Consider the following 15,378-nt stretch of genomic DNA (forward strand, 5'->3'; position numbering starts at 1 on the left):
TGTCGCAACCTCTTGCATCAAAGCTACAGCCGTAATTTTTACGGCACTAGAACATTCTACCAAATTCTGTTATCCAATGCAAGAGATTATACTTTCTTTTTTTAAAAAATCTTAAAAACTTTTTCTGGTATCTCAACCGAGTCAACTTCTTATCTTTTTGATTAACTATATATAGAAGAAAACAAACAGAAAACAGCCGGCAACTGCCGACTGTTTTCCAGGAGATTATATGAAAAAGATATGCCAGCCGTTTGAGCTTTAACTCTTACGGATGACGATACTGAAACTATTTCAGTAAAAGTGTGCTATTTCTAGCTTGACTATAGTATAGTACATCTTTCTTAACGAAATCTAAATTCCTTTTTCTTCCAATTCTTTTTGACAAGTCGATTCCGATAAAGTTGCATACGTTTCGGATGTTCTTAAAAATGCGGTGTCGGCCGCACACGATAGCGGAGAATCTCCTCCAGACCATAAGGACAATAAATCTCCACATTCCCATCCCCTAACAGACGGGCACCAATTGCCGTACACCGTTCGGGATACTTGCTCATGGCATCTTTGGAAGAGGTGTAGGGCCGGGTATGCGGACTATGTTGGTGCATATAGACCTGATTTTTGACTTCCCATTGGTAACTCGGATAAGTTTGACGCAAATACTTCTCAATCGCTAGCGTTTCTTCATAGGAAACAGCTGCATCGTGAAAAATCACATCTACATCCGTTTCTAAATCGAAGGCTCCGCCATTCCACAAAAAATTCCGCAAGGTCCCCGCACAGAGCCAGACATCTCTCAGCCCCAAAGAAGCAATAATCTCCAGAATGCTTTTCATGTCCTGGTCTGCCAACAAGGCCTTTTCAACATCTCGTTCTTTCATAGGTCCATTATAACAGAAAGCCCAGCACGGTGGCTAGGCTTTCTAGGAGATTATATGAAAAAGAAAAGTTTTTGGATAAGGGTAGTATAGCCCGGTTTGCTTAAGATTTCCTTAATCCTCAAATAATTCTTTGATTTTTAACAAATCTTTGATTTTGCGATTCAGCTCCACGCCCTCAATCTGGAGGTTGATACTCTGAATCCCTGCGTTGATAGCTGTTTCCACATCGAGCATACGATCACCGATATAGTGGGTATTTTCCTTATCCAGTCCGTATTTTTCGATGAGAAATAGCAGAGCTTCTGGACTTGGTTTGCGGGCAAATCCAGAATCGCTGGTCAAGATTTCTGTGAAATGGTGACGGACACCCAAATCCTCCAAAACCTGAAAAGCGTTGTCACTCTTGTGAGTATAGACAAAATTTTGAATACCTTTCTCTGCCGTCCAATCCAGAATTTCACGCGCACCAGCCATCAAGGGAATTTTCGTGTTTTTCTCCTTCAAGGAAGTCGCACGCACGCGATTGAGCTCATCACTATCCAGACCATATTTGTCTGCATCACGCACCAATAAATCTTTAACAGAATAGCGCAGAATAAATTGTTTGACTTCCTCACGGTCAAAAGGAAGTTTGTATTGTTCATAGGTTTCTTGAATTCCAGCCAATATCGCCTCATAGGAATCCAAGAGCGTTCCATCCAAATCCCAAATAAATGTCGGTGTCATCTTATCTCCATTCATATGCTCGATAGGGCTTGTCTAATTGGTAACCCAGCTTTTCAGCTAGTTTCAAGGATGTCAGGGTATGGGCATCCCAGCTTGGATAGAGTCCGCGGTCTAAACAAGCTAAAATTAACTGAGCCGCACAGGCTTTTGCCAAACCCAGACCTCGATAGTCTTCCCTAGTATCCACTTCTATCTCAATCCCAGCTGAATAGCTGGCATAGGATGAAGCCCCTGAGACCACCTGTCCCTTATGCAAGATGACATAGCCCAGCCCCAAGTCCAAAAATTGTTCCACGTCTATATAATTTCCCACCAAATCCCGTGACCATTCCTCTACCAGACAAGCCTCGTACAGATTACGGTCAATCAGTTTCATATCAAAGCTTTCAGGCAAGTCATCAACCAGTTTCTGTAAATGCCCAAGGTCAAACTCAGTTTCCTTTTTCGTAGCGTATCGAGTAAAAAAACGAACTCCGTCTCCGTAAGTTTCTTCTATCAAGTCTGACCAGGCTTGGTTTTGGGGGACTAGAATAATATCCTTTCCCTCGCAGATTTTTAGCAAGTCTCGATGTGGCTGGCCAGCTAAAAAACCAAAGAAGCTCTGCCGTCCATAGAGAGCTAGAGCTGACTGGGGCAATTGGCTGTCATCAACATAAATGTCTCCCATGACACCTTCTAAACAGGTCCAGATAATCGTCTCAGGCCAGTCTCCAAATAAACGAGCTATTTGTCTCATCTGCTCTGCCATTATTTTTCCGTATAGGGATAACCCAAGTGCTCGTAGGCCTTGGCTGTCGCAACCCGCCCTGTCCGTGTCCGCATGAGGAAGCCCTGCTGAATCAGGTAAGGCTCGTACATGTCCTCCACCGTCTCACGCTCCTCGGCGATATTAACCGACAGGGTGTTAAGACCGACGGGACCGCCACCGTACATCTCAATCATGGTGCGGAGAATCTTCTGGTCCACGTAGTCCAGCCCCTCGCGGTCCACATCCAGCATGGTTAGGGCCTTGTCTGTAATGGTGTCGTCAATCAGGCCGTCGCCCATAATCTGTGCGAAATCCCGCACCCGCTTGAGCAGACGGTTGGCGATACGGGGAGTTCCACGAGACCGACGAGCCAACTCAATAGCAGCTTCATGAGTAATCTCCATATCAAAGATATCCGCCGTCCGCTCGACAATCTCCGTCAAATCAGCCAGTTCATAATACTCCATATGACCGGTGATACCAAAACGGGCTCGCAGGGGATTGGATAGCATACCCGCACGAGTAGTCGCTCCAATCAGGGTAAAAGGTGGTAACTCCAAATGCACGGAGCGGCTGGTTTCTCCTGCTCCAATCATAATGTCGATGTAGAAATCCTCCATAGCAGAGTAGAGAATTTCCTCTACCGCCATAGGCATACGGTGGATTTCATCAATAAAGAGGACGTCGCCAGGCTCCAAGTCATTGAGAAGGGCCACCAAGTCACCTGCTTTTTCAATAACAGGACCACTGGTCTGCTTGATATTAACGCCCAGTTCGTTGGCGATGACAAAGGCCATAGTGGTCTTCCCCAGACCCGGAGGGCCAAACAGAAGGGTATGGTCCAAGGCTTCATCACGGAGCTTGGCTGCCTCGATAAAGATTTTGAGCTGGTCCTTGACCTTGTCCTGACCGATGTATTCATTTAATTTCTGGGGACGCAGGGTACGTTCTACGTACTCCTCATCCTGCATTTGTTCCATGTCTAAAATTCGATTTGTCATAAAACTATTATAGCACAAAATGAAAATACCAGACTCAGTGAGTCCAGTATTCTCAGGAGATTATATGAAAAAGATATGCCAGCCGTTTGAGCTTTAGCTCTTACGGATGACGATACTGAAATTCATTCAGTAAAAGTTTTCGCCATTTCTAGCTTGGATATAGTATAGCGCGCCAAACTTAAGGGAAACTAAAACAGAATTCATTTTATTTATTTTCCACTATTCGCAAAAATCGCCCTAGAAAGTGCGCATCTAAATCGTTGTACTGACTGCCTTCTGCTGAACTTTCTTTGGGAATGCCCAGATTCATCAGCCGCTGATCAAATTCCTCTAGTTCTATGTAGCTATCAACTGGCACTAAATCCTGATTGGAAGTCGGCTGCATAAACACAAGTTCTTTTCCGTCAAGCTGGATACGGTAGCTAAACTGTCCCTGCTTTTTAGTTTCATCTAGGGTAAATACCTTGGTCCCAAATCCTGTCCAGACAGACTTGACATCACTGTAAAGACATTCCTTGGACGGTGCCAACAGATTGATGTCGATAATCTGACTATCTGTCACTACTGTTGTGGTGGAAATGAGCAGAGTGGTCAACAAGACACCGCTACCTGCCAGACCCCAGCCGTATTTCCAAGGAAGTTTCACCAGCCTCGCCAGTTTTCCCAAAAGAAAAACAAGAAAAGCCATAATAAACGCCATGGAAACCTTGCCCAGACCAATCGAATACTCATAGAAGAGCCAGTCGCTTGGCAGGAAGAAGGTTTCTGTCAACCAGCCGACAAAAACAAAATAAGCAATACCTCCCACAAGAGAGATTAGACCGATTGGAATCCACCAGGCTTGACTACGGTTCTTCTGACGGACCTTGTCTCTATGTTTCCACCAGGTCACGAGATAATCTCGCCAGAGGAGCGTTATCCAAGCAGTTGCTAGTAGGGAAACCACGGCGAGTAGGAAAAGATTTTCCTGATGGCCTTGTTGTATTCGAGTAAACAACCAGAGAATTGGACCTGATAGCATCATGGTCTGCACGAGGGTCAGCCATATGCTTGGTAACAAGGCATCTTCTAGGTCTTGCTTTAAGTCTTGGAACTCACCGCTTTCCACAAAAGCAATGGAGTCCTGTGCTTCTTCCAACCAGTCGTCTTTCTTACCCAGATCCTTGACTACCTGACCAAGCAAGTCAACCTTGTCCACTAATTCCTCTACTTGCTGGTTGATTTCTTGCTGCTTCTCACGCAGGGCTGATTGCAATTCCTCCTCCGACAAGGTTAGAAGTCCTTGAATCTCTGCTAGGGAAAATTCAAAATAGCGGAGCAACTTAATCAAGCGAAGCTGACGTACATTTTCCTCTGAATAATTACGGTAATCGTTGAGCGGATTTCTCGCCACTTCAATCAAGCCCTTTTCTTCATACAGCCGTATCGCCTTAGTTGACAAGCCTGTCAACTTCTCCACATCTTTGACCTGCATAAGCAACCTCCATCTGTTTTGATAGTCCTAGCATACACTATTCCCCTAGGGATGAGTCAAGGATTTTTTGATTTTTTATACAAAAACAGTCAGCTAATTCTTACTGACTGTTTTCTGGAGATTATATGATACCTAGCTCTTGTCGCTTGCGACTTAGAGCTAGGGACACCTTTAGGTGAAAAGGAAGTCCGCTATTTCTAGCTTGGATATAGTATAACTCGCCAAGCTTAAGGGAAACTAAAAAATTCTCTGGAAAATCCAAAGAATTTTGATTTTTTTATAATCCAAGTCGTTCAAAGATGTCATCCACCCGCTTCGCATAGTAGTCTGGGTTGAAGAGTTCATCGATTTCTTCTTGACTGAGTTTAGCCGTCACGCGCTCATCCGCTTCGAGAAGGGGCTTGAAGTCCACTTGATTATCCCATGACTGCGCAGTTTTTGGTTGCACCAAGTCATAGGCTTCCTCACGGGTCATACCTTTTTCAATCAAACTGAGCATGACACGCTGGCTGTAAATCAAGCCAAAAGTTGACTCCATATTGCGTTTCATATTTTCAGGGAAGACCGTCAAGTTCTTGACAATATTGCCAAAACGATTGAGCATATAGTTGATGAGGATAGTCGTATCCGGCGTGATAATCCGCTCCGCTGACGAGTGGGAAATATCACGTTCGTGCCAAAGCGCCACATTTTCAAAAGCCGTCACCAAGTGACCACGCACCACACGAGCCAGACCGGTCATATTTTCAGATCCGATAGGGTTGCGTTTATGGGGCATAGCAGAGCTGCCTTTTTGGCCTTTGGCGAAATACTCTTCAACTTCACGTTGTTCAGACTTTTGTAGTCCACGGATTTCTGTCGCCATACGCTCGATGGACGTTGCAATCAAGGCTAAAGCTGAAAAATATTCTGCGTGGAGGTCGCGAGGTAGGACCTGGGTCGAAATTTCCTGCGGACGAATGCCCAATTTGCCACAAACATACTCTTCCACAAATGGAGGAATGTTGGCAAAGTTTCCAACCGCACCTGAAATTTTTCCAGCCTCAACTCCCTTAGCAGCCACATCAAAACGCTCCATGTTGCGTTTCATTTCGCTATACCAAGTCGCCAATTTAAGACCGAAGGTCGTTGGCTCCGCATGAACACCATGAGTCCGCCCCATCATGATGGTGTACTTGTGCTCACGCGCCTTGTCGGCGATGATATTGGTAAAGTTCTCAAGGTCACGACGGATAATGTCGTTGGCCTGCTTGTAGAGGTAGCCGTAAGCCGTATCTACCACGTCGGTCGAAGTCAGACCATAGTGGACCCACTTGCGCTCCTCGCCAAGACTTTCCGAAACCGCACGCGTGAAAGCCACCACATCGTGACGGGTTTCCTCTTCAATCTCTAAAATGCGGTCGATGTCAAAAGTCGCCTTCTCACGAATCAAGGCCACATCAGCCTTCGGGATCTCGCCCAACTCAGCCCAAGCCTCATCTGCGAGGATTTCCACCTCCAACCAAGCCTTGTACTTGTTTTCTTCACTCCAAATAGCCGCCATCTCTGGGCGGGAATAACGATTGATCATTGTTTATGATACAGAGGGCTTTAAGAAAGCGAGAGAAAAATAGGAAACTGACGCTGTGTGCTAGCACACAAGACAGTTTATCTTTTTTCCGACGCTTTTAGCCCGAGTTCAATTGCTCGAACTTACCCTCATTCCTTTCTATTTTTATATGTAATGGAATTCACTTGAACTTCGAATTCTCCTACAACTCCACCTCAACATCCTCCCCCAACACCGTCACGTGTCCCATTTTGCGATTGTGCTTCGCTTCTAGTTTACCATAAAAGTGGGGATGGGCGGTAGGGTTTTCTTGAAGAAAGGTTTGGACTGCTTCCATGTCTTGTCCCAAAACGTTGATCATAACAGCTGGTGAAAGCAGGCGGATAGGGGGTAGGGGCTGGCCGAGAATGCCTCGGATATGGGTATCAAACTGTGAAAAATCACAAGCTTCAATAGAATAATGCCCCGAATTATGTGGTCGAGGAGCGATTTCGTTGACCAGAATATCCTGACCTGCCACAAACATTTCAACACAGAGGCTGCCTGCCAAATGGAGCTTGGCGGCGATTTGCAGGGCCATAGTTTTGGCTTTTTCAGCAAGTTCATCTGAAATACGAGCAGGCACGATGGTCTTGTAGAGAATATTATTGCGGTGGATATTTTCCTGTACAGGAAAGACGGTGTAGTCGGAGCCATTGCCAGACACAAGGACGGAGATTTCCAGGTCGAAATTCACAAACTCTTCCAAAACACACTCGGCAGAGTTGGCTAGTTGGCTAGCCTCTACCAGGTCCGCCGCTTCTCGAATGACCTTCTGGCCATGTCCGTCATAGCCCCCAGTGGCTGTCTTCAAAACGTAGTTTTTGCTAAAGTCCAGACCTTCTAGGTCTAGGCTAGAAGTGACAACCTTGTAGGGGGCGACTTGCACGCCAGCTTTTTTGGCCAAAAAATCCTTCTCAAAAATGCGGTTCTGGGAAATGCGGAGGAGGTCTGTCCCTTGAGGGAGCTGACCGTCCTTGATGACCGCGTCCAGTCCGTCTGCATCGACATTTTCAAACTCGTAGGTCAGGACATGGCACCGCTCCGCCAGCTGTTTGAGGGCCGCCACATCGTGATAGGGAGCGACGATAACCTCGCTAACCTTGGAGGCTGGGCAGTCCGCCGCAGGATCCAGCGTGATCACCTTATGACCCATGTAAATAGCCGAAATAGCCATCATCTGACCTAGCTGACCGCCGCCGATAATTCCGATTGTCTTAGATGAGGTCATCTGTCATCGCCTCCGCAATTTTTTCCTGTTCCTTGGCAAAATCTGCTAGCTGAGCTGCAATGGTTTGGTCTTCAATGGAGAGAATGCGAAGAGCTGTCAGGGCTGCGTTGGTGGCTCCTGCTTCACCGATCGCCATAGTCGCAACAGGGACGCCACCCGGCATCTGCACGATAGAATAGAGGGAATCCACACCACTCAGGGCACGGGATTGGACTGGGACACCGATAACTGGCAGGGTTGTCTTAGCTGCTACCATACCTGGCAAATGAGCCGCACCGCCCGCTCCTGCGATAATGACCTTTATGCCACGACCACGCGCCTCTTCGGCATGACGGAACATGAGGTCTGGTGTGCGGTGGGCAGAGACCACTTTCTTTTCATATGCTACGCCAAATTTGTCCAGCACATCGGCTGCTTTTTTCATGGTTTTCCAGTCGGAACTAGAACCCATGATGATGGAGATTGGAATGTTCATACTTGTCTTTCCTTTTCTTTATCCCTTATTTCACGGCCTTGCTTCCAATATCTGTCCGATAAAAGAGGCCTGTCGTATCTTGATTTTTCAGCTCCGAGTAAATTTTTTTTTGTGCTTCTTGGACGGTATCTGCTGTGGTGACTAACATATAAACTCGACCGCCGTTTGAGAGCAGTGCTCTGCTATTTTCCGCAAAACGAGCCCCTGCATAGTAGGTCGTGATGTCGCCCTCGGTCTTCGCTGGCAAGGTTACGCCTTTTTCGTAGTCCAGTGGGTAGCCATTTGAAGCCACGACCACACCGAGCGTCACGCCACTATCCAGCCAAGTCAGCTGTGTAGGACGTATGTGGAGGATGTCGTCGATGTTCTGAGCAAAGTCAGAGGTCAGACGAGGCAGGATAATTTGGGTTTCTGGATCGCCGAAACGGGCGTTGAACTCGATGACCTTGGGACCTTGGTCGGTCAGAATCAAGCCAGCATAGAGCACACCCAGATAAGATCGCCCTTCCGCAATCATGCCGTCCAGAATAGGTTTGACAATGGTGTCAACCGCTGTATCCACCACGCTTTGAGGCAGGTGGGGAACAGGAGCGTAAGCCCCCATACCGCCCGTGTTGGGACCTTGGTCGCCGTCAAAGGCACGCTTGTGGTCCTGGGCTGTCGGCAGAATGTAGAACTGGTCGCCGTTGACCAGGGCAAAGAGGGAAAACTCCTCGCCCGCCAAGAACTCCTCGATGACCACACGAGCACCCGAGTCACCGAACTTGTTGTCCAAGAGCATCTCCCGTGCCGCTTCGACCGCCTGCTCGACGGTTTCCGCCACGACCACACCCTTGCCCAGTGCCAAGCCGTCCGCCTTAACCACGATCGGTGCCCCCTGCTCTTCGATGTAGGCTTTGGCTTCTTCGAAGTTGGAAAATGTGCCAAAGGCTGCTGTTGGAATGCCGTATTTGACCATGATTTGTTTGGCAAAGTCTTTTGACCACTCCAGCTCCGCGGCTAGACGACTGGGACCAAAAGCTTTTAGTCCAGCCTGTTCAAAATCATCAACGATACCTGCTGCCAAAGCATCGTCTGGACCAACAAAAGTCCAAGCAATATCATTTTCCTTAGCAAAGTTGATGAGAGCAGAATGTTCGGAAATCCCGATATTGACTAACGAGATACCGTCCAAGGTCATACCGTCATTTCCAGGAGCGACAAAGACTTGTTCTACTTGCTCAGACTCTAATAATTTCTTTGCAATAGCGTGTTCGCGACCACCAGACCCGACAACCAAAAGTTTCATTTTCCACACCTCAAAAACGGATTTTACATTCTAATTTTAACAAAAATATTCAGTTTATCATAATTTATCTGGATTATTTTGTTTTTTCTCAATTTTTACCGAACAATTAGGTAGGAGGTAAAAAAAATGAAAAAATACACATCATTTTTATGTTCAACAGCTATCCTAGCTGCTAGTCTATTTTCAGTATCTGTCGCCCATGCCACTAGCGACACAAGCACCCCCGCAACAACAGTCGGGCAGATTGAAAACACAGCAACCAACAGCGCTCCGGTGATGACAGTAAAACTATCCGAAGCTGGGCGATTCAATGTACTAATTGAAAACATCCCTCAAAATGTCACTGAGGTATTGGTACCTATTTGGTCTAATGAAAATGGACAAGATGATATCAAATGGTACTCAGCCAAAAGAGATACGTCTGGGAATTTCTTTGTGGGTGTAGATTTTAGTAATCACAAGAATATCGCCGGTCTGTACCACATTCATCTATATACTCGAACGGATGGAGGAGCTTTAAAAGGACAAGCTGCCATATCACACACATTTAAACAAACTGAAGTAAAAACTCAAGTCACATCTCATTATCAAACAAAACTATCTGTTGACAGACCTGGATATTTACATGTCTCAATTTCTAATATCCCCGGCGAGGTTACTGAAATAAAGGTACCAACATGGACCGACTCAGCTGGTCAAGATGATATTATTTGGTACACCGCAGTAAGGCAATCAAATGGTATTTTCTCCCTCGATATTCCACTTAAAAATCATAATTTTGAAATAGGGAAATATCATCTCCATATCTATTCCAAAACAAGAACTTCTCAACTTCAGGGCAAATCTGTAACCTCAATTCAAATCGCTGCCAATCAGCTACCCAACATCGAAAAACCTGACATTTCAGTAGTCAATATCAACCAACAAAAAGGAACCTATTCTATTAAAATTCGTGAAAAAGAATTTTCTAAAAAAATAAAAAAGGTAGAAATTGCAACATGGTCTGAAGCCGATCAAAGTAATATTAAATGGCGCATTCCAACAAACGTAAATGGAGAATATACTGCAAATATTGACTATGCTGAACATAGTTATAAAACAGGAACCTATAAGAACCATATCTATATTACTTACCAAGACAATAGCAGAGTAGGATACATCGCTAACTCTATCTCTATTACAACTCCCAAACCAGCCACTATCCAAAACTATACCCCAAACAAATATCCTGTGGGGCAGTGTACCTGGGGAGCGAAGCAACTTGCTCCTTGGGCTGGCAACTATTGGGGACATGCGAAACAGTGGCTTGCTTCAGCTCGAAATGCTGGATTTAAGACTGGTACAGCACCTCGTGTTGGTGCTATCGCTGTCTGGACTGGAGGAGCTTACGGACACGTAGCGGTCGTAACAGAAGTTTCTAGTACAACGCGCATTCGAGTTAAGGAATCAAATTACAATAACAACCAAAATATCAACGACTACCGTGGTTGGTTCAATCCTGTCGCTGATGGTGTCGCAGGGTACATTTACCCATAATAAAAAGCTCCTTTGGAGCTTTTTTAATTATTGATTAAAGGAAACATGGACGTGGTCATAGTGATTTTCTGTAACGCTACCACGATCAGGCATCAAATTCCAGGTATAGGCAGGGCCATAAATGCTGGCAAATGGTGAGTAAAAACGCTGCTTCCAAATGATATAGGAAATCTTCTTAGAAGCCATATTGGCAATACTATACTCAGCAATTTGATCTCCAAGACTTGAACTCTCGGGAACCATAAAATCAAGCGCCAAACCTGAACCATGGTCTCCAGAATCTCCAGCTCGGTAACCACCAACATTAGACAGTCCAAAGAGAGCTTTCACCTCATCTTTATAAGCAATGACATGCGCTTGCAAACCTGCATTTTCAGCACTTGAACTGATAATGGTATTTGTTTCAGTAGTTGTCGAAGTGGACGGCGATGTAGCTGTTGTTTCTTGTGAAGAAAGGTTATCAGTTGATGCTGTAGTTTCCTGTTCGCTCTCTTGAGTTGCCGGAGCTACTTGAACAGCTGGGGTCTCCACAGGGGCTACTTGAGCTTCTGGAGTAGCAATAGGAGCTTCCTGTACCTCAGATGTAGTCTCTTCAGTCGGTACTTCCGTTGGACTTGGCTCTGTAGCCGCTTCTTCGCTCGCTTCCGTTGTCACTTCTACTTGATTCAAATCAACCGTCTTATTTTCGACAACCACTTCATTGGACTTGCTTTCAATAACAACCTCATTCATTTGCAAATCAACCGTCGCTTCAACGGTTTCCTGCGGATTTTCTGGCGTAGGCGTTACAATTTCAATCTCTGTAACTTGATGATTGGCATCTAAGGTTGTCGTCAATACAGTATCTGGGAAAATCAAGTCTAGGTTCGTAATTTGATTGACTTTGGCTAATACTTCCATGTCAATCGCCATCGCATTCGCAATTGTACTCAGCGTATCACCGTACTGAATGGTGTATGTTTCCTTACTACCACTTGCAATAATATCAGCTGAAATCTCATCTACCGAACGTGGCGTCCAATTCAAGGTGTCAGCCTTCACTTGGCTAGAGAACATAGTCAAAGCCATCGTTGATGCTAAAAAAATTCGTTTATTCCATTTCATATCGAAACCTTCTTTTCTGTTTGATGGTTCTAATAGTAACTGAAACTTTTCTGAATTTCAATGCTTTCTAGCCTGATTTAACCCAACTGTAGTTTCTGACTTAGACTCGACATTTTTTGACATCCCGCCAACATATTTGTCACTAATTCGTCACATTTGTCACAAAAAGAAACTAGCCCACGGCTAGTCTCTCAATGTCTAAAATGCCTAACACTCGTAAAGACCATGGTCAAGCCGTACTTGTTGGCCATGTCAATGGAGTCTTGGTCGCGGACGGAGCCACCTGGTTGGATAATGGCCTTAATACCTGCTGCAGCAATCTCTTCCACATTATCAGCAAATGGGAAGAAGGCATCCGACGCCAAAACGGCTCCCTCCAAATGATCTTTGGCTTGCTCAATAGCGATGCGGACGGACGCCACACGGTTGGTTTGTCCCGGCCCCAAGCCCAAGGTCATCTTGTCATTGGTGATGATGATACCGTTGGACTTGACATACTTGGAGGACTTCCAAGCAAACTCCATGGCTACCCACTCTTGTTCGGACGGTTGACGCTCGGTCACCACCTGCCAGTCCGATGGGCTTTCCGCCACCACGTCCTGATCCTGCACCAAAAGCCCACCGACAACGCCTGTGAACTCTTTTTCCACTTGGCTGGCATCCTGTGCGTCAAAGGCCAATTCCAAAATCCGAAGATTTTTCTTTTTATTGGTCAAAATAGCTAGCGCTTCTGCCGAGTAGCTCGGTGCGATGATGATTTCTAAGAAAATCGGGTGCATCTTTTCAGCCGTCGCAGCATCCACTTCCCTGTTCAGCACGACGATGCCTCCGAAAATCGATACTGGGTCAGCCTCATAAGCATAATCCCAAGCCTGCTCAATAGTCTCTGCCTGCCCGATACCACAAGGGTTCATGTGTTTGAGAGCCACAACAGTTGGACGGTCCTTGAAATCACGGATAATCCGAATGGCCGCATCCGCATCACGAATGTTGTTGAAGGACAATTCCTTTCCATTTAACTGCTTGGCAGAGGCGATCGAGTAAGCTGTCGGAAGGGCATTTTGGTAGAAATCCGCATGTTGCTGAGGATTTTCTCCGTAACGCATTGGCTGATTGAGGTCGTAGGTAATGGTGAGTTTTTCAGGCTTGTCTTCGCCGACTCGCTTGGTAAAGTAGTCTGCAATAAGAGCATCGTAGGCTGCGGTGTGACGGAAGACCTTGGCAGCCAATCGCTGACGCGTAGCATAAGCCGTCTCTCCCTGCTCTGCTATTTCCCCTAAAACCGTCGGATAATCTGCCGGATCCACCACAACAGTCACGCTGGCGTGGTTTTTAGCTGCTGAACGAAGCATGGACGGACCGCCAATGTCGATGTTCTCCACCGCCAAGTCGTAGGTCACATCTGGACGTAAAATGGTCTCTTTGAAGGGATAAAGGTTGACCACCACCAAGTCAATCAGGCCAATTTCATGGTCCTTGGCTGCTTGCAGGTGGCTGTCCAAATCCCGACGAGCCAGCAAACCACCATGGATTTTGGGATGAAGTGTCTTGACGCGACCATCCATCATCTCAGGAAAACCGGTCACATCGTCAATGGCAATAGTAGTCACTCCAGCCTGATCCAAGGCAACCTTGGTGCCACCTGTCGAGATGATTTCCCAGCCAAGCTTGGTCAATTCTTGGGCAAATTCTACAATGCCCGCCTTATCGGATACGCTAATTAGTGCGCGTTTTGTCATGATTTCTCCTTATTTTTTCACTGCCCCCAACTCCTCCAAAACTGCTGGATAGAGTTGGTACTCCGCTTCATGTATTCTTGCTTCAAAGGCTTCCAAGGTATCATCGGCCAATCTTGGCACTCGGACTTGTTTGATGATTTGTCCTGTGTCAACGCCACTGTCAACCCAGTGGACTGTCACACCACTTGCTGCCACACCTGCATTCCAAGCGTCTTCAATCCCGTGAGCCCCTGGAAATTCAGGCAGATAAGCCGGGTGGATATTGATGATACGACCTTCATATTGAGCTAACAAGGTCGGACCCACAATCTTCATATAGCCTGCCAAGACCACCAAGTCAATCTGGTGCTGGTCTAAGAGTTGGATGAGGGCTTCTTCGTAGGTCTGCTTATCGGCAAACTCTTTTAATTCAAAAGTAAATGCTGCCACACCTAGTTTTTCAGCCCGTTCCAGGACATAGGCGTTTCTGTGGTCTGAAAAGAGGAATGCTACTTCAAACTGCTCTGCAATGACTTGAAAATTAGAACCAGACCCACTGGCAAAAACAGCTATTCGTTTCATTTGATGACCACGCTCTTGTCTTCCTTAGTGATAATGCGGCCGATTTCATAGACTTCTTCATCTACCAATTCACGGACTTTCTCCACCTGCTCTGGACTGACAGCCAGTACCAAGCCGATACCCATATTGAAGATTTCAAACATTTCTTCGTGTTTGATTTGGCCGTACGTTTCAAGGGCTGTAAAGATTGGAAGGACTGGAATCTTATCTTCTTCAATTTCAGCTGCAAGGTTGTCCGCAAACATACGGGGAATATTTTCAATGAAACCACCGCCTGTGATGTGGGCAATGCCGTTGACCAGCCCTGCTTTTACCAGAGGCAATACCTGCTGGACATAGATACGGGTCGGCTCTAGGAGGACTTCCTTAAGAGCTCTGCCATTGAGCTCTGGCAGCAGAGCGTCGCCAGAAACATCCGCAAAAACGCGACGGACTAGGGAATAACCGTTGGAGTGGATACCGCTAGAAGCTAGGCCGAGGAGAATGTCGCCCTCCTGTACCTTGCTGCCATCAATAATCTGAGACTTCTCCGCAATGCCGACGGCAAAGCCAGCCAGGTCATAGTCATCCTCGCCGTACATGCCTGGCATTTCGGCTGTTTCACCGCCAATCAAGCCGCAACCAGCTTGGACACAGCCTTCCGCAACACCTGCAACTACTTGCTCTAGCTTGGCTGGCTCATTTTTTCCAGTCGCAATGTAGTCGAGGAAGTAAAGCGGCTCTGCACCTGCTGCGATGATGTCGTTGACGCACATAGCCACGCAGTCCTGACCAATGGTATCATGTTTGTCGTACTGGATAGCTAGCATGAGCTTGGTTCCCACGCCGTCTGTTCCAGATACCAAGACTGGCTCTTTGATATCCAGCTTGGTCAAATCAAACATACCACCAAAGCCACCGAGAGCTCCCATAACGCCCAAACGTTCTGTCCGAGCCACGTGTTTCTTAATCCGCTCAACCACTTCGTAGCCAGCTTCGACGTCAACACCCGATTGGGCATATGCATTTTTTGACATATCAATCTTCCTT

Annotated in this window: 13 protein-coding genes and 1 pseudogene; 1 reads left to right on the top strand and 13 read right to left on the bottom strand. The window is 46.4% G+C overall.

Annotated elements, in window-relative coordinates; all coding sequences use genetic code 11:
* Positions 1–341 precede the first annotated feature (341 nt).
* The 9 genes and pseudogenes from J5566_RS09485 to purD all read right to left on the bottom strand — a co-directional run bounded on the left by J5566_RS09485 (position 342) and on the right by purD (position 9,409).
* Positions 342–878 (bottom strand): annotated as a pseudogene (locus tag J5566_RS09485) (nucleotidyltransferase family protein).
* A 111-nt stretch (positions 879–989) separates the two neighbouring features.
* Positions 990–1,604 carry an HAD-IA family hydrolase gene (locus J5566_RS09490; protein WP_208563077.1) on the bottom strand — a complete coding sequence of 205 codons (615 nt, stop codon included), beginning with the start codon at positions 1,602–1,604 and terminating at the stop codon, positions 990–992.
* Between the two features lies 1 nt (position 1,605).
* Positions 1,606–2,352, bottom strand: a complete 747-nt coding sequence (locus J5566_RS09495) for a GNAT family N-acetyltransferase (RefSeq protein WP_208563078.1) — start codon at positions 2,350–2,352, stop codon at positions 1,606–1,608.
* The gene (gene ruvB / locus J5566_RS09500) at positions 2,352–3,353 is read right to left on the bottom strand and encodes a Holliday junction branch migration DNA helicase RuvB (protein ID WP_208563079.1); all 1,002 of its coding nucleotides are present in this window, start codon (positions 3,351–3,353) and stop codon (positions 2,352–2,354) included. Before ruvB ends, J5566_RS09495 begins: the two co-directional genes overlap by 1 nt.
* A gap of 205 nt (positions 3,354–3,558) precedes the next feature.
* Complete coding sequence (locus J5566_RS09505) at positions 3,559–4,827, bottom strand: MerR family transcriptional regulator (protein ID WP_208563080.1); 1,269 nt, start codon at positions 4,825–4,827, stop codon at positions 3,559–3,561.
* Positions 4,828–5,104: 277 nt separating this feature from the next.
* Positions 5,105–6,397 (bottom strand): adenylosuccinate lyase, encoded by a 1,293-nt coding sequence (gene purB / locus J5566_RS09510; protein ID WP_024411508.1) that lies wholly within the window; start codon positions 6,395–6,397, stop codon positions 5,105–5,107.
* 181 nt (positions 6,398–6,578) lie between these two features.
* Complete coding sequence (gene purK, locus J5566_RS09515) at positions 6,579–7,646, bottom strand: 5-(carboxyamino)imidazole ribonucleotide synthase (protein ID WP_208563081.1); 1,068 nt, start codon at positions 7,644–7,646, stop codon at positions 6,579–6,581.
* Positions 7,633–8,121, bottom strand: coding sequence for a 5-(carboxyamino)imidazole ribonucleotide mutase (gene purE / locus J5566_RS09520; RefSeq protein WP_024383089.1), 489 nt, complete (start codon positions 8,119–8,121; stop codon positions 7,633–7,635). The genes purK and purE overlap by 14 nt, the downstream gene beginning before the upstream one ends.
* A gap of 25 nt (positions 8,122–8,146) precedes the next feature.
* The gene (gene purD, locus J5566_RS09525) at positions 8,147–9,409 is read right to left on the bottom strand and encodes a phosphoribosylamine--glycine ligase (RefSeq protein WP_208563082.1); all 1,263 of its coding nucleotides are present in this window, start codon (positions 9,407–9,409) and stop codon (positions 8,147–8,149) included.
* 126 nt (positions 9,410–9,535) lie between these two features.
* Between purD and J5566_RS09530 the strand changes: the two genes are divergently transcribed.
* Positions 9,536–10,945 carry a GBS Bsp-like repeat-containing protein gene (locus J5566_RS09530; protein ID WP_208563083.1) on the top strand — a complete coding sequence of 470 codons (1,410 nt, stop codon included), beginning with the start codon at positions 9,536–9,538 and terminating at the stop codon, positions 10,943–10,945.
* Positions 10,946–10,972: 27 nt separating this feature from the next.
* On the opposite strand, the gene J5566_RS09535 is transcribed toward J5566_RS09530, so the two are convergent.
* From J5566_RS09535 to purM, 4 genes are all read right to left on the bottom strand, one after another.
* A complete protein-coding gene (locus J5566_RS09535; RefSeq protein WP_208563084.1) occupies positions 10,973–12,049 on the bottom strand; it encodes a LysM peptidoglycan-binding domain-containing protein in 1,077 nt (358 codons plus the stop codon).
* A 191-nt stretch (positions 12,050–12,240) separates the two neighbouring features.
* A complete protein-coding gene (gene purH, locus J5566_RS09540; RefSeq protein ID WP_208563085.1) occupies positions 12,241–13,788 on the bottom strand; it encodes a bifunctional phosphoribosylaminoimidazolecarboxamide formyltransferase/IMP cyclohydrolase in 1,548 nt (515 codons plus the stop codon).
* Between the two features lie 9 nt (positions 13,789–13,797).
* On the bottom strand, positions 13,798–14,349 hold the full coding sequence (purN, locus tag J5566_RS09545; protein WP_208563086.1) for a phosphoribosylglycinamide formyltransferase: 552 nt from the start codon (positions 14,347–14,349) through the stop codon (positions 13,798–13,800).
* A complete protein-coding gene (gene purM / locus J5566_RS09550; protein WP_208563087.1) occupies positions 14,346–15,365 on the bottom strand; it encodes a phosphoribosylformylglycinamidine cyclo-ligase in 1,020 nt (339 codons plus the stop codon). Before purM ends, purN begins: the two co-directional genes overlap by 4 nt.
* Positions 15,366–15,378: the final 13 nt, after the last annotated feature.

Source organism: Streptococcus suis, from assembly GCF_017601095.1.
GTDB lineage: Bacteria > Bacillota > Bacilli > Lactobacillales > Streptococcaceae > Streptococcus > Streptococcus suis_Z.